We start from the raw sequence: 18,193 nt of genomic DNA on the forward strand, positions 1-18,193 counted from the left end.
TTGGTCGCTCGCCGCCGCTTCGCTGCTAAGGCAAAGGCGGACGACACGGTTTCGGACGCAGCCTGACTGCAGTCCAATCATCCGCAGCCCTTGCCGGGCGCGGATGCAAGGGCGGGCCTTCGGGGGAGGGCCCGCCCTTTCCATATCCCGGCCGCGTCAGACCTTTGAAAAAAGATAATAGTCGTGCGCTGCGCGAGCAGCCTCCGCCATGATGCGGTCACGGACGTCCCTGCCCTTGCTGTCCTTCATAACAAAGACAGCGATTGCCATCGCAGAACCATCCGGCAGGGTTACAACACCCACATCATTGGCGAGACCGTTCAGCGTTCCGGTCTTGTGCGCAACCGGCGTCCCCGGCGGCAATAAAGCTTTCAGCCTGTTCTGGCCGGTATGGCACCGCGCCATGATATCGAGCAGAGTGCGTGTCGTATCCGGCTTCAACGCCCTGCCCTGCGCGATCCTCGTCAGCAGATCGAGCATCGCCTCCGGGGTGGAGGTGTCGCGCGGGTCTGCGGCGAAGGCCAGGTTGGGCAAATCCCGCGCGTCGCGTTCGCGCAGAACCGGATCAGTCTCCAGCGCCATGTCCACATTGCGCGCGAAGCTGCCGCCCGCCGGGGAAATGCCCATGGCGCGGTAGAGAAGCTGGGCCGTATTCCCGTCCACCCGTTGATCGCGAATGCCGACTGAACGGAGCCATCCGGTGATCGCCTGCGGACCGCCAGCCTGCTTCACCAGCACATCAGTCGCGCTGTTGTCGCTGCGCGTCAGCATCAGTTCGAGAAGATTGTAGACGGACAAGGAAAGGCCGGGATGCGGCATCATGTCCGCGATGCCATCCGACACCATCATGCTCCGATCGACGGGGATCATGGTGTCCAGCGTCACCCGCCCCCTGTCCACCTGGGCAAGGATCGCGCCTGCGACAGCGACCTTGTAAGTGCTCGCCATCGGGAACAGCGTGTTACCATTCAGCATCACCGCATGATCGTCGCCGATCCGGCGTACGGCAATGCCGACCGTGCCGTCGGTCATCGCGGCGAAGCGGGCAAATTCGGCGCGCAGGCTGTCTTCCGCGCTCATATGCGGGGCGGGCGCGTTCGCCGGTCCTATCGCGAATGCCGTCGGCAGCGGAGACACTGCCAGCATCAGCGAAAGCAGGAATGCCGAACCGGAGCGGAAAAGAAGCATGGCCGGACAGTCGAGCAATAAAAGTCTGCAGGCAAGCCCTTTCCGGCCAGTAAGCGCGACCATGGTTGACTTGATCCAGCGCCTCAGGGACAGAGGGGATCGATGAGCGACAGCGTCAAACTGCATGAAAGCTGGAAGACGCCGCTGGCCGGCGAGTTCGCCGCGCCGCATATGCAGAAGCTCCGGCAGTTCCTGATCGACCGCAAGGCGGCCGGGGCGCGAGTCTTCCCCAAGGGCAGTGAGTATTTCCGGGCGCTTGACCTCACGCCGCTCGATCAGGTCCGCGTCGTCATATTGGGGCAGGATCCCTATCATGGCGAAGGGCAGGCGCACGGCCTATGCTTCAGCGTCAGGCCAGGGGTGCGTACGCCACCGTCGCTGGTCAACATCTACAAGGAGCTGGGCACCGATCTGGGCGTCCGCCCGGCGCGGCATGGCTTTCTGGAGCATTGGGCGAAACAGGGCGTACTACTGCTGAACAGCGTTCTGACTGTCGAGATGGGGCAGGCCGCCGCGCATCAGGGCAAGGGGTGGGAGCTTTTCACGGACGCTGTGATCCGGCTGGTAAACCAAAAACAGGACCCGGTCGTTTTCATGCTGTGGGGCGCCTATGCCCAGCGCAAGGCCGGGTTTGTGGACGGCAGCCGGCACTTGGTATTGAAAGCGCCCCATCCCTCGCCGCTGTCGGCACATAACGGCTTTTTCGGATGCCGGCATTTCTCCCAAGCCAATGCCTTTCTGGAATCGAAGGGGATCGAACCGATCGACTGGGCGTTGCCGGAAATCGCCGCATCTGCATGATCACATATATTCCAAGGGAGTTTCCATGCCTTCTGGCCTGATGGCGCTGCTCGACGATGTCGCAGCAATCGCAAAACTGGCGGCGTCATCGATCGACGATGTGGCGGGCGCGACCGGCAAGGCGAGCGCGAAGGCCGCCGGGGTCGTGATTGACGATGCCGCTGTCACCCCTCGCTATGTGACGGGCCTGTCGCCAGCGCGCGAGTTGCCGGTGATTGCAAAGATCGCTCGCGGATCGCTGAAGAACAAGCTGCTGTTCATCCTGCCCGGCGCGATGGCGCTGAGCGCTTTCGCGCCCTGGGCGTTGACGCCGCTGCTGATGATCGGCGGCAGCTATCTATGCTTCGAAGCGGCAGAAAAGGTCGCTGAAAGCTTCCTGCCACATCATGATGCGGGCGGAGAGGCGCAGCAATTTTCCGACCCCGCCGAATTGGAGGAAGCCAGCGTCAACGGCGCAATTCGCACTGACTTCATCCTGTCGGCGGAGATCATGGCGATCGCACTGGGCACGTTGAGCGGCGAGCCTCTATTGGATCAGGCCATCGCGCTGCTGGCGGTGGCTATCGTCATAACGGCGGGCGTCTACGGCGTGGTCGGTTTGATTGTGAAGATGGACGATATCGGCCTGAAAATGGCGAGCGCCGGTAGTGGCGCGCGCCGGGCAATTGGCCGCGGGCTTGTGCATGCCATGCCGCGCATACTTGCAGTGATGGGACCGGTCGGCACGGCGGCGATGCTGTGGGTCGGCGGCGGCATATTGGTCCACGGGATGGAGCATTTCCATATCACCGCCCTGCCCCACGCCATCCACGCTATCGCCGAAAGCGCGGGCCGCGCCGCGCCCTTTGCGCAAGGCGCTGTCGAATGGATCGTCAGTGCAGGCGCGTCGGCCATATTGGGTCTGGCCGTCGGCGCAGTCATTGTGGTTGCAGTGATCGGAATAGGACGGTTGCGGGGAAAAAGCGCACACTAACCGCCGGATATCGAAGGCGGGTGCGCCAGGAAACAAGCCGCATTTCCGCATGACCCACCCCCTTATGCGGGATACGAAGTTGCGGAAGTTGCGGGGTTAGAAATCCGCTCCTAACCCCGCCCGCAAAGCGTTTATCAGCGCGTTACGCTGCCTCGGCCTCTGCATCCGCCGGGGCGAGACGGATCAGATAGTCGAAGGCGGACAGCGCCGCAGTCGATCCAGCGCCCATGGCGATCACGATCTGCTTGTACGGCACAGTCGTCGCATCGCCCGCTGCGAAGATGCCCGGCTGTGATGTTTCGCCGCGATGGTCGATCTCGATCTCTCCGCGCGGCGACAGGGCAACCGCGCCCTTCAGCCACTCGGTATTGGGCACCAAGCCGATCTGGACGAATATCCCCTCCAGGTCGACATCATGCCGGGTATCGCGGTTGCGGTCCTTGTAGCTGAGGCCCGTCACCTTTTCGCCATCGCCATGCACTTCCGTTGTAAGCGCAGAGGTGATGACCTTGACGTTCGGCAGGCTGGCCAGCTTGCGCTGGAGTACGGCGTCGGCGCGCAGGTCACTGTCAAATTCGATCAGGGTGACGTGAGCAACGATGCCGGCAAGATCGATCGCCGCCTCGACACCGCTATTGCCGCCGCCGATCACCGCGACGCGCTTGCCCTTGAACAGCGGGCCGTCGCAATGCGGGCAATAGGCGACACCCTTGTTCCGATATTCGTCCTCGCCGGGCACGTTCATCTGCCTCCAGCGCGCGCCGGTGGACAGGATGACCGTGCGGGCTTTCAACGACGCGCCATTTTCCAGGTGCACCTCGTGCAGGCCGCCTTCCGTACGCGCCGGGATCAGCTTCTCCGCACGCTGCAGGTTCATGATGTCGACGTCATAGTCCTTGACATGCTGCTCCAGATGCGCGGCAAGCTTCGGCCCTTCCGTATGGGGCACGGAGATGAAATTCTCGATCGCCATCGTGTCGAGCACCTGGCCGCCGAAACGCTCAGCCGCGACACCGGTGCGGATTCCCTTGCGGGCGGCATAGATCGCCGCGGCAGCCCCGGCAGGTCCGCCGCCAACCACCAGAACGTCGAAGGGGTCCTTCGCCTTGATCTTTTCGGCAGCGCGGGAGGAGGCGCCGCTGTCTATCTTTGCGACGATCTGCTCTAGTTCCATCCGCCCCTGGCCGAAGGGTTCGCCGTTGAGGAAGATGGTAGGCACCGCCATCACCTTGCGCTCGCTGACCTCATCCTGAAACAGGCCTCCGTCGATGGCGGTATGGGTGATGCGGGGATTGAGCACGCTCATCAGGTTCAGCGCCTGCACGACGTCCGGGCAGTTCTGGCAGGAGAGCGAGAAATAGGTTTCGAAAGCAAAGTCGCCGTCCAGATCCTTGACCTGCTGGATGACGTCCTGCGCCGCCTTCGACGGATGGCCGCCGACCTGCAGCAGGGCCAACACCAGCGAGGTGAATTCATGGCCCATCGGGATGCCCGCGAAGCGGACGCCGATGTCGGTGCCGACCCGGCGGATCATGAAGGATGGCTTGCGCTTGTCATCATCCTTGCGAACCACCGAAACCTTGTCCGACAACGCGGCGATGTCGTTCAAAAGCCCAAAGAGTTCGGTCGACTTGGCGCCGTCATCGAGCGAGGCGACCAGTTCGATCGGCTGTGTGATGTTGGTCAGATAGCCCGTGAGCTGCTGCTTGAGATTGGCGTCCAACATGATGACGGCTCCATTTTCGATAAGGGGTAAAAAAAGGCGCGCCAAAGGCCGCGCCGGAAGGGATCGGCGCCATGCGCCTCCCCTTACGTTCCGGGACCGGCCGAAACCGGCCCCGGAGACGCTGCGACCCCAAGGGGGATGTGTTTAGATCTTGCCGACGAGGTCGAGCGAAGGGGCAAGCGTGGCTTCGCCCTCTTCCCACTTGGCCGGGCAGACTTCACCGGGATGGCTGACCCAATATTGCAGCGCCTTGATCTTGCGCAGCAGTTCGGTCGCGTTCCGGCCCACGCCCTCCGGCGTGATTTCGAGAAGCTGGATCGTGCCTTCCGGATCGACCACGAAGGTACCGCGATCGGCCAGGCCGACGCCAGGACGCAGAACCTCGAAATTGTTCGAGATGCTGTGGTTCTGGTCACCAACCATGTAGTAATTGATCTTGCCGATGGCAGGCGACGTGTCGTGCCATGCCTTGTGGCAGAAATGCGTGTCGGTCGAGACCGAGAACACCTCTACGCCCATGCCCTGAAGGGTCGGGTAGATGTCAGCCAGATCCTCAAGTTCGGTCGGGCAGACGAAGGTGAAGTCGGCCGGATAGAAAAAGAAAACCGCCCATTTGCCTTTGACATCGGCGTCGGTCACGTCAACGAACTTGCCCTGCTTGAAGGCGGTCGCGGTGAACGGCTTGATGGGTGTATTGAGTACGGACATGAACGCTCCTGTCTTGTTGTGTGGCAGAGCGTATTTATGTGCGGTTGCACAAATGTCGAAATTGTTTTTTTGGTCCGCAAAGATAGAAAAAATCGATCAAAGCGCGTCGGCTATGAATCGAGCAGATCAGATATCCATTTCCGGGTCATGTCGCAGGCCTCTGCAGCCGTAAAACTGCTGGTATCCAGGCAAAGTTCAAGCCAGAAGCCATCCACCAGAGCGGTGATGGCGACGGCATTCAGGCGCACTTTACAAGGCTCCATTTCGGGCCTGCAGGCCGCGATCAATCGCTCCATAGCATCCCGGTAAGCGGCATAAATTTCCGCATGTGCTTCCGCAATCGGCGGGGTGGATTTGACCAGACTCCAGAATGCCACCCACGTCGCAAGCAGATCGGGGTCCAGTACCGGAGGACGAAAACTGGCGGTGGCATAAGCGTCCAGCCGCGCCCTGGGGTCGTCTCCGGCGCTCTCCGCCGCGGCATCCATCGCCTCCCCGACACGCCGGCCGACATCGCGATATGTCGCCAGGATCAGCGCTTCAATACCTTCATAATAATGGGTGAGGAGACCGGGAGACACGCCGGCCATCGCGCAGATCACACGCACGGATGCGCCGCCCGCCCCACGTTCGGCCAGGCATCGCGCCGTCGCGTCGATCAGCGCCTGACGCCTGACGTCCGCTGATTCCCTTACAAATGATGCCCTGCCCACCTTGTCCCCCTTGCACGACCCGTTTTCATGCTGCCCCGCACCATCTTTAGTCAGGCTTGTGCGACGGGCAAGGGAAAGACATGGTTGCGGCGGCATACAGGATCAAAGCGGCCGCTCGTCCGTTCGGTCAGCCTGAATGGAGACCAAAGATCATGAAGAAATCCGCTATCATCGGACTGCCATTATTCTTTTTGGCGGTGTCTTGCGGTCAGCCGCAGAATCCTGCTGGCAATGAAAGCACGACCGAGAATGCCGCTGCGTCCGATGCAGACATCACCAATATCGCAGAGGACAGCGATTCGGTGAATGCAGGGGATAACATCGCGGCGGCTGCAGCAGTGGCCGGATGGGCAGGACGCTGGACGGGACCGGAAGGGCTGTTCCTGGACATCAAACCATCAAAGGACGGACAGCCCGGCCATTTCGCTCTGACCATCAAGGATAATCTGGACACCCAGGGCGACTATATGGGCACGGCGCAGGACGGGGCGATCGTTTTCGAGCGCAACGGCAAGACGGAAACGATCCGGCCCGGCGCAGGTGCGGAGACCGGTTTCAAATATCTGGCGGACAAGACGGACTGCCTGATCGTGCAGAGCGGCAAGGAAGGATATTGCCGGTAAGACGCAGAGCAACAGACATAGCCAGATTATAGGATGGTCAGATGAGATGGGCGTCTGAAACAGAAAGCTCCAATATTCGCGCCTGACCCCTCAATGCAAAATGGGGGCCGGCATTGCTGCCGGTCCCCACTTCCGCTGGTTCCTTCACTGGCGGCCCTTGCGGGTCTCCGGCGCTTTCCCCGGCGTGCCGCGCGCTTTTCTCCAAGGAGAACCGCATCGCGTTCGCAATACCATCCCGAAAGACAGTGATTGCTGGAAATAACGTCCTTTCAACCCGGCGTTCGCTTGCGCGCGCACTTGATTGTCTGTCGGTTCTTTCCCGCCTTCCCCTTCGATCCGGCATCTTGCGACGCCCTTTCTCCGGCTCCAGCATCATCGGCTGACTTCGCTTCCGGTTTCCCTTCCGCAACCCCGGATCGCTCCGGCGTCCTATCCGTCTTCCGATGTCTTGAAGCTGTCATGAAAAGCGAGTCGCACAAAGGGAATTCAGATGGATCTTCAACCACCTATGCGCGAAAGCTGTGGATTGATGTGGATAAAAATCCGGCCCGAAAGCAGCCGCGAGCAATAAGCGGCCAAGATCAACGGGATGCCGGGTCCCAGCCCGGCGGCGCAAGGGTGAAGCCCTGAAATTCAAAGCCCGGCGTCACCGTGCAACTGACCAGCACCCAGCCCTTGTCCGCCTCCGCCGATTGCCAGTGACCGGCGGTTATGACGCCCTGCGGACTTTCTCCGGCAAATATGTCAGGCCCAAGCACCATATCGCTGATTGGCCCCGCATCGGTCGCGGCCGTGGCGAGACGAAGGGCATGGCCCGCATGCCAGAACCATATCTCCGTCGCATCGACACGATGCCAATGCGACCTTTGCCCTTCCTCCAGCAGAAACAGGATCGCCGTTCCCCCGGCTCGATCCCCTTCCGCATGCGGCGCGCGCCATGTTTCGCGATACCAGCCGCCCTCAGGATGCGGTTGCAGATCAAGTGCGGCGATCAGCGCCCTTGCGTCCGTCATGCCGCGAGCCATGCGCGCGCGCCGGCAATCTCCGACAGAGGAAAGGTCTTGAGCTTGACCGGGAAGGCCAGCGCAGCCGTCGCCGCCAGGCTGGCGAGCCAGCTTGTGTCCGTCACCAGCGCCACGCGGGAAAAGGATCCCATGTGCCGGGATGACCAGAACAGATCCTCCAGCCATATCTCCGGGCTGATCCAGCCTATGCTGTGGATCGTTTCCAGAACGGCGATCTTCCCCCTGGCCTTGATCTCCGCCTCCAGGTTCTGAACCACGGAACGATAGCTGTCAGCGTCGATGCTGCCATCGACTTCTATCTCGAAAATGCCATCGGCATCATCCATCCGGTGTTTCAACACATGCGACCTCCAAAGCCGGTGTGAGCATATACCCGGCGCGCTGGATTTGCATCAGTCCGGCGTACGGTTTCAACGGCCTGTCTCGTAAAAAGACGGTATTTATTTCAGACATTTGGCTTGTTGCCGGAGGTTCATGCAACCCCCGTCATGATGAGCGGGTTCACTGATTGAAGTTAAGTACCAGGAAGGAGCAACCCATGCGTACTCTCATACTTTCCCTCGCTGCCGCCGCGGTTGCGATCCCCGCGACCTTTGTGCTGCCCACCGACCAGGCGGAGGCGCGCCGGCATCGCGACTATGAATATCGCGAATGGCGCGGCCGCGACGGCCGCCAATATTGCCGCAAGTCCGACGGCACCACCGGCCTGATCATCGGCGGCGTCGGCGGCGCTCTGGCCGGCCGCGCCATCGATACGGATGGCAACCGCACCACCGGTACCGTGCTTGGCGCGGCCGCAGGTGCGCTGCTCGGCAAGGAAATCGACAGCAAGCGTCGCTGCCGCTAAAAGGCCGATCATGACGAAAAAGGGGCGATCCAGATGCTGGATCGCCCCTTTTTTCATCACTGCCGGCTGAACCGGCGCGATCTGATCAGTTGGCTGCGCCGCGCGCTTCCTCAACATTGAAAGCAACCGACTGGCCGCCGGAAATGCCCGAAACCTTGCCGTCACGAACGCGCAGGTTGAAAGCAGTGGCGCCAGGGTAGCGGGTGCCGGAAATGGTCTGCTTGCCGTCCTTGCTGTCCTTCACCTGGTATACATAGGTATAGCCTTCGTGAACGAAGCGGGACTTGGCGGCGTCTTCGGCAATTGCCGGAGCAGCCAGGGAAACGGAACCGGCAACACCGGCGATAACAATCTTGGACAGCATTCGCATAGGTTTACTCCTTTGGAATGCCGATCAAACACCTCTGTCTTTTCTTTCGAGGCCCGACTTATTGTGCAATGCAATGTCGCGGCAATCGCAAAAACCGTTCGAACGATTGCACGCTGCGCAATCGTCACGCTTCCGTTACGGAAACCGGCGTCATCTGTTTGATAATGCCAGGATATGGCGGAATTCCGCCTCGCTGACCGGGGACACCGACAGACGGGACTGACGCAGCATTGCCATATCGGCAAGCTTCGGATCAGCCTTCATGGCCTTGAGCGTCACCGGTTTCGCCAATTTATCCCGCGCCGCGACATGAACCGCGATCCATTTTCCACTGTCGTCGGTGCTGTCGGGCGCGGCTTCTTCCACGATCTCCATGACGCCCACCGCCTCAAGCCCGATATTGCTGTGATAGAAGAAGGACAGGTCGCCCTTCTTCATCGCCTTCATATTAAGCTGCGCTTGATGGTTGCGGACGCCATCCCATTCCGCCTTGCCCTTCTTGACGAGATCGTCCCAGGAAAAAACGTCCGGTTCCGATTTCATCAGCCAATAGTGCATGTGGGCCATCCTGCATTGGGGTCTGCCCGGCCAATAGCGGGGCGAAGCGCGCTTGTCCAAGATGACATCCGCATGCCGCGCCGTTAGAATGCTGAGATCAGACCAAGGAGATATAACCGGTGCCGCAGTCCATTCTGGACACCATGCCCACGCTTTCGATGGCGAACAGCGGCAAGGCGGATTTCGCCCAGGCGCTTGGCGAATCCTTTCATCGCTTCGGCTTTGCGATGGTGCGCGACCATGGCATGGACCGGGCGCTGATTGCGGACGGGTGGGAGAAGGCCGAGGCCTTTTTCGCACTGCCGGAGGCCGCCAAGCAGACCTATAACGCCGCCGCCAATGGCGGGCAGCGCGGCTATACGGCTTTCGGCACGGAAATCGCCAAGGATGCGACCGAGAATGATCTGAAGGAGTTTTGGCATGTCGGCCGCGACCTGCCAGCCGGCGATCCGCTGGCTGCGACTATGCCGCCCAATGTCTGGCCGCAGGAGATAGCGGGATTTCAGGATAGCTTTACCCGGCTCTATGCGGAGTTCGACCGGGTAGGCGGCCTGCTGCTTTCAGCAATCGCGCTTTATCTCGGCCTTCCGGAGAACTGGTTCGCCGAGCCGGTGCATAACGGCAACAGCATCCTGCGCCTGCTCCACTACCCGCCGGTGTCCGCCGACGCGCCTGGCGTGCGCGCCGGGGCGCATGAAGACATCAACCTGATCACCCTGCTGCTCGGCGCGGAGGAAGGCGGGCTGCAACTGCTGACTCGCGATGGGGAATGGCTGCCGGTCAATCCGCCGGAGGGCGCACTGGTGATCAATGTCGGCGACATGCTGCAACGGCTGACCAACCATATGCTGCCGTCCACCAGCCATCGCGTTGTGAACCCGCCGCCGGATCGGCGCGGCTTTTCCCGCTATTCCATGCCCTTCTTCCTGCACCTGCGCCCGGACTTCATCATCGACGCGTTGCCGCAGTGCGTCAGCGCGGACAATCCGCGCCGCGACCCGCCGATCAGCGCGCATGACTATCTGCGCCAGCGGCTGATGGAGATCGGCCTCATCAAGACCTGAGCGCCCGGACATTCGAAGCTCGTTGGCCGCGGTTATTTCCGGCGGCGCGACATGGTGATGCCGATATTCTCGCCCCGTTCGCTCAGTGCCAGTTTCACGATCTTCACTTCGACCTGATCGACCTTGTCGTCCTGCAGAAAAACCGTGTCGATGATATGTTCGGCCACTGCCTCGATCAGCGTGAAATGCCGGTCGGAGGGAATCGCGGCAGTCGCCGCATGTTTCAGGTCCATGTAATTTTTCGACGCGCGCAACGGCGCTTCGGGATCATAGCGATCCGCCATCTTAAGCCGCGCCCTGATGGAGATGCGCAACGGCTGCGGAAGATGGGTCTCCTCCGAATAGATGCCGGTAAGCACGTTGACGTCGAGATTCTCGACCTCAAGGATCAGATAGTCTTCGTTCTGCAATTCCATGATGCCATGCCCGTTGGGGGAGGCGCACGCCGACCCGTTTGTTTTTACTTTTCATTTGAACGTGGGGCGCTAAAGCCCCGCGCTTCGGGGCGCTCATGCCCCTTTGCACACGGAACAGCAAGACTTGGCAACGATTCTCCCTCTCCAGTCCCAGACGACGATCGCGATCGAGCAATTGCTCGACGCAGCCTTCGGCACGGACCGGCGAGGCCGAACCGCCTATGCCATTCGCAACGGCATGGAATGGCTGCCCGAACTGTCTTTCGCGGCGCTGGACGAAGCCGGAGCGCTGGTGGGCACATTGCAAAGCTGGCCCGTGTCGCTGCGCAGGCCCGACGGGAGCAGCGACCCGCTGATCATGGTCGGCCCGGTGGCTGTCGTGCCGGAGCGGCAGGGCGGCGGATATGGCCGCGCGCTGATGGACAAGGTGGTGGCCGAGGCGCGCGCGTTGCGCAGCGCGCCGCTGATGATGATCGGCGATCCAGAATATTATGGCCGGTTTTGGGGTTTTTCGGCCGATTCGACGGGCGTCTGGGCCGTGCCTGGCCCGGTTGAGCGGCGGCGGCTGCTGGCGCTTTCCGTGGACGGCGGGCCTGTTCCGAACGAAGGATTGCTGGGTCCACGGCAGAAGGTCGCGGCCTGAACCTTCGCGTCACCGCTATTCCCTTTTGCGTTCGCGCGCCGGGCACCCTATCTCGGCCCTATGCCGATGGATGCTCCCCCTGACCTGGCGACGCTTTCCCTGAGTGATATCGCGCGCCTGTTGCAGGAAAAGAAATTGCCCCCGGTGGAGCAATGGAATCCGGACCATTGTGGCGACAGCGAAATGCGGATCGCGCGCGACGGCACCTGGTTTCATCAGGGATCGCCGATCGGGCGGGAGGCGATGGTCCGCCTGTTCTCCACCATATTGCGGCGCGAATCCGACGGATCGTTCGTACTGGTCACACCAGTCGAAAAACTTTCCATTACGGTGGAGGACGCGCCGTTCGTTGCTGTCGAAGTGAAGATAGAAGGCGAAGGAAATACGACCGATCTGGCATTTCGCCTGAACACCGGCGACATCGTGGTAGCCGGACGGGACAATCCCATCACGATAAGGCAGGGCGCGGACGGTCCCCACCCCTATCTGGCGGTGCGCGGCGGGCTGGAGGCGTTGATCGCGCGCAGCGTCTATTATGAACTGGCCAATATCGCGCTGGACGAGGCAGGTGAAACACCCGGCATCTGGAGCGGGGGCGTGTTTTTCCCGCTAGAGGGCAGCGCATGACGCTGGCCGACCGGTTGCGTTTCCAGTTGAAGGAAGGGCATGCGCATGAAGCGATGCTGGTCCCGGCGGAAGTGCGCGACCCGCGCATCGTCGGAGACATAGCCCTTTCCCCGGCGGCCGTCCTGGTGGCGATCACCGACCGGCCGGAACCCGGCCTGATTCTGACCCAAAGGTCAGCCGCCCTGCGCAAACATCCGGGCCAGATCGCTTTCCCCGGCGGCCGCGTGGACCAGAGCGACGCGGGTGAGATCGCCGCCGCCCTGCGGGAAGCGGAAGAGGAAATCGCCCTGCCCCGCGATGCGGTCGACATTATCGGCGTATCCGACCGCTATCATACCTTCACCGGCTTCGACATTGTGCCTGTCCTGGGCGTGGTGCCGCCCGACCTTCCGCTCATCGCCCAGCCGGAGGAAGTGGATAGCTGGTTCGAACTCCCTCTGGCCTATGCGCTCGACCCGGTGAACCGGATGCGCAGAACCATGGAGTTTCAGGGCACGGCGCGCTCCTATTATGAGATCATGTGGGAGGATCGCCGCATCTGGGGCGTGACTGCCGCCATCCTCGCCAATCTTTCCAAACGCCTTGGCTATGACCGCGCAGACGCTGCCTGACGCGCCGTGGCGGCATCGGCCGGGCCTGGACCGGCTGCTGGATGCGCTGGGCGCGCCCGGCGGCGATGCGCGATTTGTCGGCGGCGCCGTGCGCGACACGCTGCTGGGGCTGCCGGTCGAGGATATCGACATCGCCACCATTCATGTGCCGGACGAGATCGTCCGCCGTGTGAAGGCGGCTGGGATAAAGGCGGTTCCCACGGGCATTGCACATGGGACAGTGACGGCAGTGATCGAGGGCAGGCCGGCCGAAGTCACCACCCTGCGCCGGGACGTATCCACCGACGGGCGGCGCGCCACCGTCGCCTTCACCACCGAATGGCGCGAGGACGCCGCCCGGCGGGACTTCACGATCAATGCGCTCTATGCTGATCCGGCGACCGGGGAGATCACTGATTTTTTCGGCGGGGTCGCTGATCTGGCCGCGCGCCACGTGCGCTTTATCGGCAAGGCGGAGGACCGGATCGCAGAGGATCATTTGCGTATCCTGCGCTTTTTCCGTTTCCTGGCGCGGTTCGGCGGCGGTGAGCCGGACCGGGAAGCCTATGCGGCATGCGTAGCGCAGGCGAACAGCCTGATGGCCCTCTCGCGGGAACGTATTGCGGACGAGCTGTTGAAATTGCTGGCAACCGCTGACCCTGCGCCAGTGGTCAGACTTATGGTTGATGGCGGCATATTGACGCCGATCCTGCCGGAAATCACCGAACCAGGAGTCACGCGTCTGGCCGATATGGTGCAGCGGGAGAAGCTGGCAGGCGTGGAGGGCGCAGCGCTGCGGAGGCTCTGCGCATTGCTGCCCCAGGATGCGGCGACGGGCGAAGCGGTGGCGGCCCGGCTGAAACTGTCCAACCGCGCGCGCAAGCGGATCGCGCTGGCGCTCGGCCCGGCTGTGGAAGGCGCGCGCTCGGTGGAGGCGCTGGCCTACCGCATTGGAACAGAAGGCGCGATCGATCGGCTTTTGCTCGACAGGTCAATCGGTGTGGAAAGCGTCACTCCTCTGATAGACTGGCAACCGCCAGTGCTGGGCGTCACCGGCGGACGGCTCATCGCCGGAGGATTGACGGCAGGGCCGGACATTGCGGCCGCCCTGAAGGCGGTGGAAGATCAATGGGTGGCGGAGGGCTTTCCCGGCGAGACGCGGGTCGGCGAGATCGTCGATCAGATCGTTTCGAAGTTCCAGCGCGCGCGCCAGTAATCAAAGGCTTCCTGTTCCGGCATCGCCTGCGCGAAATAATAGCCCTGCCCCTGCCAGCAGCGCAGCTTCTGCAACGTCTGGGCAAGCGCCTGGGTCTCTATGCCTTCAGCCGTCACGTTGAGGTCAAGCGAGTCGGCAAGGGACAGGACAGCGCGGACAATGGCGTCCTTGTCCCGGTCCATCAGCATGCCGGACACGAAGCTACGGTCGATCTTCAGCGAATCGATCGGCAGGCTCTGCAGGCTGGCGAGGTTGGAAAAGCCGGTGCCGAAATCATCCATCGCGATGGAAACGTCCAGGCCCTTCAACGCGCCCAGAACATGGCGCGCCTTTTCAGGGTCGGCGACGATGGCGCTTTCGGTCAGCTCGATCGTCAGGCGCTTCCCTGAAATGCCGCCGAAACGCAGGGCCTCCTCGACAATCGAAGGCACATCGTCACGCGCCATCTGGATCGCCGACAGGTTGACGTTCACGCCAACGGGCAGCGCTTCGCCATGCATCAGGTCCCAGCGCGCCAGCGTCTGGATCGCTTCATAGAGCGCCCAGCGGCCGAGCGGCACAATCAGGCCCGATTCCTCCGCAACAGGGATGAATTCGGTCGGCATGACCTCACCCAGTTCCGGGTCGATCCAGCGCGCCAGCGCCTCGAAGCCCGTAACCTCTCCGGTCCGCAGATGGACAAGCGGCTGGAACGCCAGCGTCAGGCCGCCATTGGCCAAGGCTTCGCGCAGGCGGCTTTCCATCTTGAAGCGATGATGCGCTTCCTTGAGCGCACCGACGCGATAGATTTCCAGCTTGCCTGTGCGCTTGGCGACCTTCACCGAGGATTGCGCCTGCCGGACGATATCGTCCGGGTCGTCGCCCAGCGTATTGGACAGCGAACAGCCGATGGCGCAATCGACGCCGATTTGCAGGTTTGAGAGACGGATCGGCGAGGACAGGCTGTCATTGATCCGCTGGACGATATGCAGGGCGTCGGACAACCCATTGTTCAGGCGCGCGAACACCGCAAATTCATTGCCGCCGATCCGGGCGAGCACATCGCCCTGACGCAGGCTGGATTTCAGCCGCTTCGCCACGGTGATGATCAGCTCGTCCCCGGCGAGCGCGCCAAGCGATTCGTTGATGCGGCTGAACCTCACCAGATCGATGGCGAGCACGGCATAGCCGCATTCGGACGGCCAATGGCCATTGGCGAGCCGGTCATCGATTTCCTCACCAAAACCTGTGCGGTTGGGCAATGCGGTCAGGCTGTCGGACAGGAGCTCGCGGCGCAGGTTGCGTTCGGTCTGGCGTTCGCTGCTCCGGTCGATGGCAGTGAACAGCAGGCGGTTGGGGCTGGGCAGGCGCCCCACCGTGCAGGCGAAAAATTCCGGACCAAGCTTTCCATCACGGCGGATTTCGAAGCTGTCCGACTTGCCTTTCGAAGCGTGAAATTCCGCGATTCGCTCGACCCATTTGGTTTCCGCGCCGAACAGGTCCGCCCCCCCGGATTGCTTGAATGCGGGAAAGGCCGTCAGCAGCAGGTCGTTGGCTTGCTCAACGGTCGGAACCTCGCCATCCATGCGCAAAATGGCGGCTGCCTGCGGCAAAGCATCGAGCCAATCGGCGCAGGGAGAGGCGCATGCCCGGTCCATCGGCGAATCGAAAGGAGCGGCGTCAAAGTCCGCACTTTCCCCTGTCCATGTTCGCACCGGCATGCCGTCCATGCGCACTAGATACGGCACGATGGTAAATTTTTGTAAAAACAAAGATATGGTCAGTGCGATCATCGCACCGCCGCGCTTTGTCAGCCGAAACGGTTATCCCTGGGGAAGCCATTGGGCGGCATGCGGCCCGCAGCACCGCGGGTCACGCGCCACGGAACCATGTCCGCCTCTGTCCGGGTCCGGCCGCTTTCGCCGCCCATCGCCCAGCTCAGGCCGTCCTCCATCCGGAATGTGATGGCGTCGGATAGACCGCCGTCCCGGTAGCGCTGAAGCTGAACCCCCTGCCCGCGCGCCATTTCGGGCAGTTCAGAAATGCGGAATACCAGCAGTTTGCGGTTGTCGCCGATAACGGCCACGCTGTCCGCCTCCGCCACGACAGGCCGGACGATGCGCAATTTCGCGCCCGCACGGACGTTGACGACCTGACGCCCCTTGCGGGTTTCAGCGATGATCTCATCCATCGACGCCAGGAAACCGCGTCCATCGGAAGCAGCCAGCAGCAATTTGCCCCCGGATTTCGCCGGGAACAGCGTCACAATCTCGGTCGCATTGTCGAGGTCGATCATCAGCCGCACCGGCTCGCCAAAGCCCCGGCCGCCTGGCAGCTTGTCCGCGCCCAGCGTGTAGAAGCGGCCATCCGACCCGGCCAGCAACAGCTTGTCGGTCGTCTGCGCGTGAAAGGCATGGGCCGGGCCGTCGCCTTCCTTGAATTTCAGCGTGTCGGCGGCGGCGAGGTCGCGATGGCCACTCATCGCCCGTATCCAGCCGCGCTGGGACAGGATGACGGTGATTGGCTCCTTCTCGATAAAGGCCTCGATCGGGATCAGCTTGGCGGGGCCGGCCTCCTGCACCAGCGAACGGCGGCGGCCCTGCTCCGTTTCCGGCGCGTAGCGTTTGCGCAGTTCGGCAAGGTCGCGCTTCAGCCGGGTGCGCTGGCGGGCCGGGCTTTCGACCAGCTTCTGCAGCTCCTCGCGCTCCTTGACTAGCTCGGCATGCTCCTTGCGAAGCTCCATCTCCTCCAGTTTGCGCAAGGAGCGCAGGCGCATGTTGAGGATCGCCTCAGCCTGACGGTCCGTGAGCTGGAACTCCTCCATCATCACCGCCTTCGGTTCATCCTCGGTGCGGATGATCTCGATCACGCGATCAAGGTTGAGGAAGGCGATGATATAGCCGTCGAGCAGTTCGAGGCGGGCGGCGATCTTGTCCAGCCGGTGATTGGCGCGGCGGACCAGCACATCAATCTGATGCGCCAGCCATTCGGTCAGCACCTGCTTCAGCCCCATGACGCGCGGCGTATGCGTGGCGTCGAGGACATTGAGATTGAGGCCGAAGCGATTTTCCAGATCGCTCATCCGGAACAGGCTGTCCATCAGCACGTCGGGATCAACCGCGCGGGTGCGCGGTTCGATGACGATGCGGATTTCGGCGTCGGACTCGTCCCGGACGTCGGCGAGGATCGGCAGCTTCTTGTCGTTGATCAGCGCGGCGATCTGCTCGATCAGTTTCGACTTGGGGACCTGGAACGGAATCTCGGTGACGATCGCCACCCAGGTTCCCCGGCTGCCTTCCTCCTTGTGCCATCGCGCGCGCACGCGGAAGGATCCGCGGCCGGTGGCATAGGCTTCGGAGAAGATGGCGGGACCGTCGACCAGCACGCCGCCGGTCGGGAAGTCCGGCCCCTGTACGATCTCCATAAGCTGAGCATGTTCGGCCGCTGGATTGTCGATCAGCAGCACGGCCGCGTCGATCAGTTCGGCGACATTATGCGGCGGGATGCTGGTCGCCATGCCGACGGCGATGCCGGACGCGCCATTGGCGAGGAGGTTGGGGAACAGGCCGGGGAAAATCTCCGGCTCCTCATCCTCTCCATTATAGGTCGGGCGATAGTCGGTCGCGCCTTCGTCCAGACCCTGCATCAGGTCCGACGCCGCCTGGGTCAGCCGCGCCTCCGTATAGCGCATGGCCGCGGCATTATCGCCGTCGATATTGCCGAAATTCCCCTGCCCCTCGACAAGGGGTGTCCGGAGCGAGAAGTCCTGCGCCAGACGGACCATGGCGTCATAAACGGAGGCATCGCCATGCGGATGGTATTTACCGATGACGTCGCCGACGACGCGGGCGCATTTCTTGTATGCGGTGGTGTTGCGCGCCGGGGCCGCCGCCGCCGTGCCCGCCGCCGCATCCGCATTGCTGGGCTCCAGCTTCAGAAGGCGCATTGCCCACAGCAGGCGGCGATGAACAGGCTTCAGCCCGTCGCGAAGATCCGGCAGCGAACGGGCCGTGATCGTCGAGAGGGCATAGACAAGATAGCGTTCGGACAGCGCAGCGTCGAAGGGATGGTCTTTGATGCTGTCGAAGGGATCGCGAAAGTCGGTCATCGTTAACCGCGATAGCAG

Annotated in this window: 20 protein-coding genes; 9 read left to right on the forward strand and 11 right to left on the reverse strand. The window is 62.2% G+C overall.

The window, feature by feature from the left end:
- Nucleotides 1-156 precede the first annotated feature (156 nt).
- On the reverse strand, nt 157-1,251 hold the full coding sequence (bla, locus tag BHQ40_RS08595) for a class A beta-lactamase (RefSeq protein WP_354321010.1): 1,095 nt from the start codon (nt 1,249-1,251) through the stop codon (nt 157-159).
- A 39-nt stretch (nt 1,252-1,290) separates the two neighbouring features.
- On the opposite strand from bla, the gene ung reads away from it, so the two are divergent.
- A complete protein-coding gene (ung, locus tag BHQ40_RS08600) occupies nt 1,291-1,989 on the forward strand; it encodes a uracil-DNA glycosylase (protein WP_070154888.1) in 699 nt (232 codons plus the stop codon).
- Between the two features lie 25 nt (nt 1,990-2,014).
- On the forward strand, nt 2,015-2,962 hold the full coding sequence (locus tag BHQ40_RS08605) for a DUF808 domain-containing protein (RefSeq protein WP_070154890.1): 948 nt from the start codon (nt 2,015-2,017) through the stop codon (nt 2,960-2,962).
- A 142-nt stretch (nt 2,963-3,104) separates the two neighbouring features.
- Here BHQ40_RS08605 and ahpF read toward each other — a convergent pair whose 3' ends face one another.
- The 3 genes from ahpF to BHQ40_RS08620 all read right to left on the reverse strand — a co-directional run bounded on the left by ahpF (nt 3,105) and on the right by BHQ40_RS08620 (nt 6,109).
- Nucleotides 3,105-4,688: an alkyl hydroperoxide reductase subunit F gene (gene ahpF / locus BHQ40_RS08610; protein ID WP_070155034.1), complete on the reverse strand. Its 1,584-nt coding sequence runs from the start codon at nt 4,686-4,688 to the stop codon at nt 3,105-3,107.
- Nucleotides 4,689-4,832: 144 nt separating this feature from the next.
- On the reverse strand, nt 4,833-5,396 hold the full coding sequence (gene ahpC, locus BHQ40_RS08615; RefSeq protein ID WP_070154892.1) for an alkyl hydroperoxide reductase subunit C: 564 nt from the start codon (nt 5,394-5,396) through the stop codon (nt 4,833-4,835).
- 110 nt (nt 5,397-5,506) lie between these two features.
- Nucleotides 5,507-6,109, reverse strand: coding sequence for a TetR family transcriptional regulator C-terminal domain-containing protein (locus tag BHQ40_RS08620; protein WP_070154894.1), 603 nt, complete (start codon nt 6,107-6,109; stop codon nt 5,507-5,509).
- 152 nt (nt 6,110-6,261) lie between these two features.
- Between BHQ40_RS08620 and BHQ40_RS08625 the strand changes: the two genes are divergently transcribed.
- Entirely contained in the window at nt 6,262-6,732 is a 471-nt protein-coding gene (locus tag BHQ40_RS08625; protein WP_070155036.1) for a hypothetical protein, read from the forward strand.
- 581 nt (nt 6,733-7,313) lie between these two features.
- On the opposite strand, the gene BHQ40_RS08630 is transcribed toward BHQ40_RS08625, so the two are convergent.
- A complete protein-coding gene (locus BHQ40_RS08630) occupies nt 7,314-7,745 on the reverse strand; it encodes a cupin domain-containing protein (RefSeq protein ID WP_139139240.1) in 432 nt (143 codons plus the stop codon).
- The gene (locus BHQ40_RS08635; RefSeq protein WP_139139241.1) at nt 7,742-8,098 is read right to left on the reverse strand and encodes a SpoIIAA family protein; all 357 of its coding nucleotides are present in this window, start codon (nt 8,096-8,098) and stop codon (nt 7,742-7,744) included. The genes BHQ40_RS08630 and BHQ40_RS08635 overlap by 4 nt, the downstream gene beginning before the upstream one ends.
- A 197-nt stretch (nt 8,099-8,295) precedes the next feature.
- Here BHQ40_RS08635 and BHQ40_RS08640 point away from each other — a divergent pair, with 197 nt between their 5' ends.
- Nucleotides 8,296-8,604 (forward strand): glycine zipper 2TM domain-containing protein, encoded by a 309-nt coding sequence (locus tag BHQ40_RS08640; RefSeq protein WP_070154900.1) that lies wholly within the window; start codon nt 8,296-8,298, stop codon nt 8,602-8,604.
- 85 nt (nt 8,605-8,689) lie between these two features.
- On the opposite strand, the gene BHQ40_RS08645 is transcribed toward BHQ40_RS08640, so the two are convergent.
- Nucleotides 8,690-8,968 carry a hypothetical protein gene (locus BHQ40_RS08645; protein WP_070155038.1) on the reverse strand — a complete coding sequence of 93 codons (279 nt, stop codon included), beginning with the start codon at nt 8,966-8,968 and terminating at the stop codon, nt 8,690-8,692.
- A gap of 156 nt (nt 8,969-9,124) precedes the next feature.
- The gene (locus tag BHQ40_RS08650; protein WP_070154902.1) at nt 9,125-9,532 is read right to left on the reverse strand and encodes an EVE domain-containing protein; all 408 of its coding nucleotides are present in this window, start codon (nt 9,530-9,532) and stop codon (nt 9,125-9,127) included.
- Nucleotides 9,533-9,651: 119 nt separating this feature from the next.
- Between BHQ40_RS08650 and BHQ40_RS08655 the strand changes: the two genes are divergently transcribed.
- Entirely contained in the window at nt 9,652-10,596 is a 945-nt protein-coding gene (locus BHQ40_RS08655; RefSeq protein WP_070154903.1) for an isopenicillin N synthase family dioxygenase, read from the forward strand.
- 32 nt (nt 10,597-10,628) lie between these two features.
- On the opposite strand, the gene BHQ40_RS08660 is transcribed toward BHQ40_RS08655, so the two are convergent.
- Nucleotides 10,629-11,012: a dihydroneopterin aldolase gene (locus BHQ40_RS08660; protein ID WP_070154905.1), complete on the reverse strand. Its 384-nt coding sequence runs from the start codon at nt 11,010-11,012 to the stop codon at nt 10,629-10,631.
- Nucleotides 11,013-11,136: 124 nt separating this feature from the next.
- Here BHQ40_RS08660 and BHQ40_RS08665 point away from each other — a divergent pair, with 124 nt between their 5' ends.
- Genes BHQ40_RS08665 through BHQ40_RS08680 form a run of 4 tightly spaced genes read left to right on the forward strand, consistent with a single transcriptional unit; the run spans nt 11,137 to nt 14,088 of the window.
- On the forward strand, nt 11,137-11,655 hold the full coding sequence (locus tag BHQ40_RS08665) for a GNAT family N-acetyltransferase (protein ID WP_070154907.1): 519 nt from the start codon (nt 11,137-11,139) through the stop codon (nt 11,653-11,655).
- A 60-nt stretch (nt 11,656-11,715) separates the two neighbouring features.
- A complete protein-coding gene (locus tag BHQ40_RS08670) occupies nt 11,716-12,282 on the forward strand; it encodes a DUF1285 domain-containing protein (protein ID WP_070154910.1) in 567 nt (188 codons plus the stop codon).
- Entirely contained in the window at nt 12,279-12,893 is a 615-nt protein-coding gene (locus BHQ40_RS08675; protein ID WP_070154913.1) for a CoA pyrophosphatase, read from the forward strand. Before BHQ40_RS08670 ends, BHQ40_RS08675 begins: the two co-directional genes overlap by 4 nt.
- Nucleotides 12,871-14,088, forward strand: coding sequence for a CCA tRNA nucleotidyltransferase (locus tag BHQ40_RS08680; protein WP_070154915.1), 1,218 nt, complete (start codon nt 12,871-12,873; stop codon nt 14,086-14,088). Before BHQ40_RS08675 ends, BHQ40_RS08680 begins: the two co-directional genes overlap by 23 nt.
- Here the strand turns inward: BHQ40_RS08680 and BHQ40_RS08685 are convergent.
- Both BHQ40_RS08685 and parC read right to left on the reverse strand, forming a co-directional pair.
- Nucleotides 14,052-15,797 (reverse strand): putative bifunctional diguanylate cyclase/phosphodiesterase, encoded by a 1,746-nt coding sequence (locus BHQ40_RS08685; RefSeq protein WP_070155040.1) that lies wholly within the window; start codon nt 15,795-15,797, stop codon nt 14,052-14,054. The two genes, BHQ40_RS08680 and BHQ40_RS08685, sit on opposite strands and share 37 nt — an antisense overlap.
- Nucleotides 15,798-15,877: 80 nt before the next feature.
- On the reverse strand, nt 15,878-18,175 hold the full coding sequence (parC, locus tag BHQ40_RS08690) for a DNA topoisomerase IV subunit A (protein WP_070154918.1): 2,298 nt from the start codon (nt 18,173-18,175) through the stop codon (nt 15,878-15,880).
- Between the last annotated feature and the right edge of the window lie 18 nt (nt 18,176-18,193).

The organism is Sphingobium phenoxybenzoativorans (assembly GCF_001757355.1).
GTDB lineage: Bacteria > Pseudomonadota > Alphaproteobacteria > Sphingomonadales > Sphingomonadaceae > Sphingobium > Sphingobium phenoxybenzoativorans.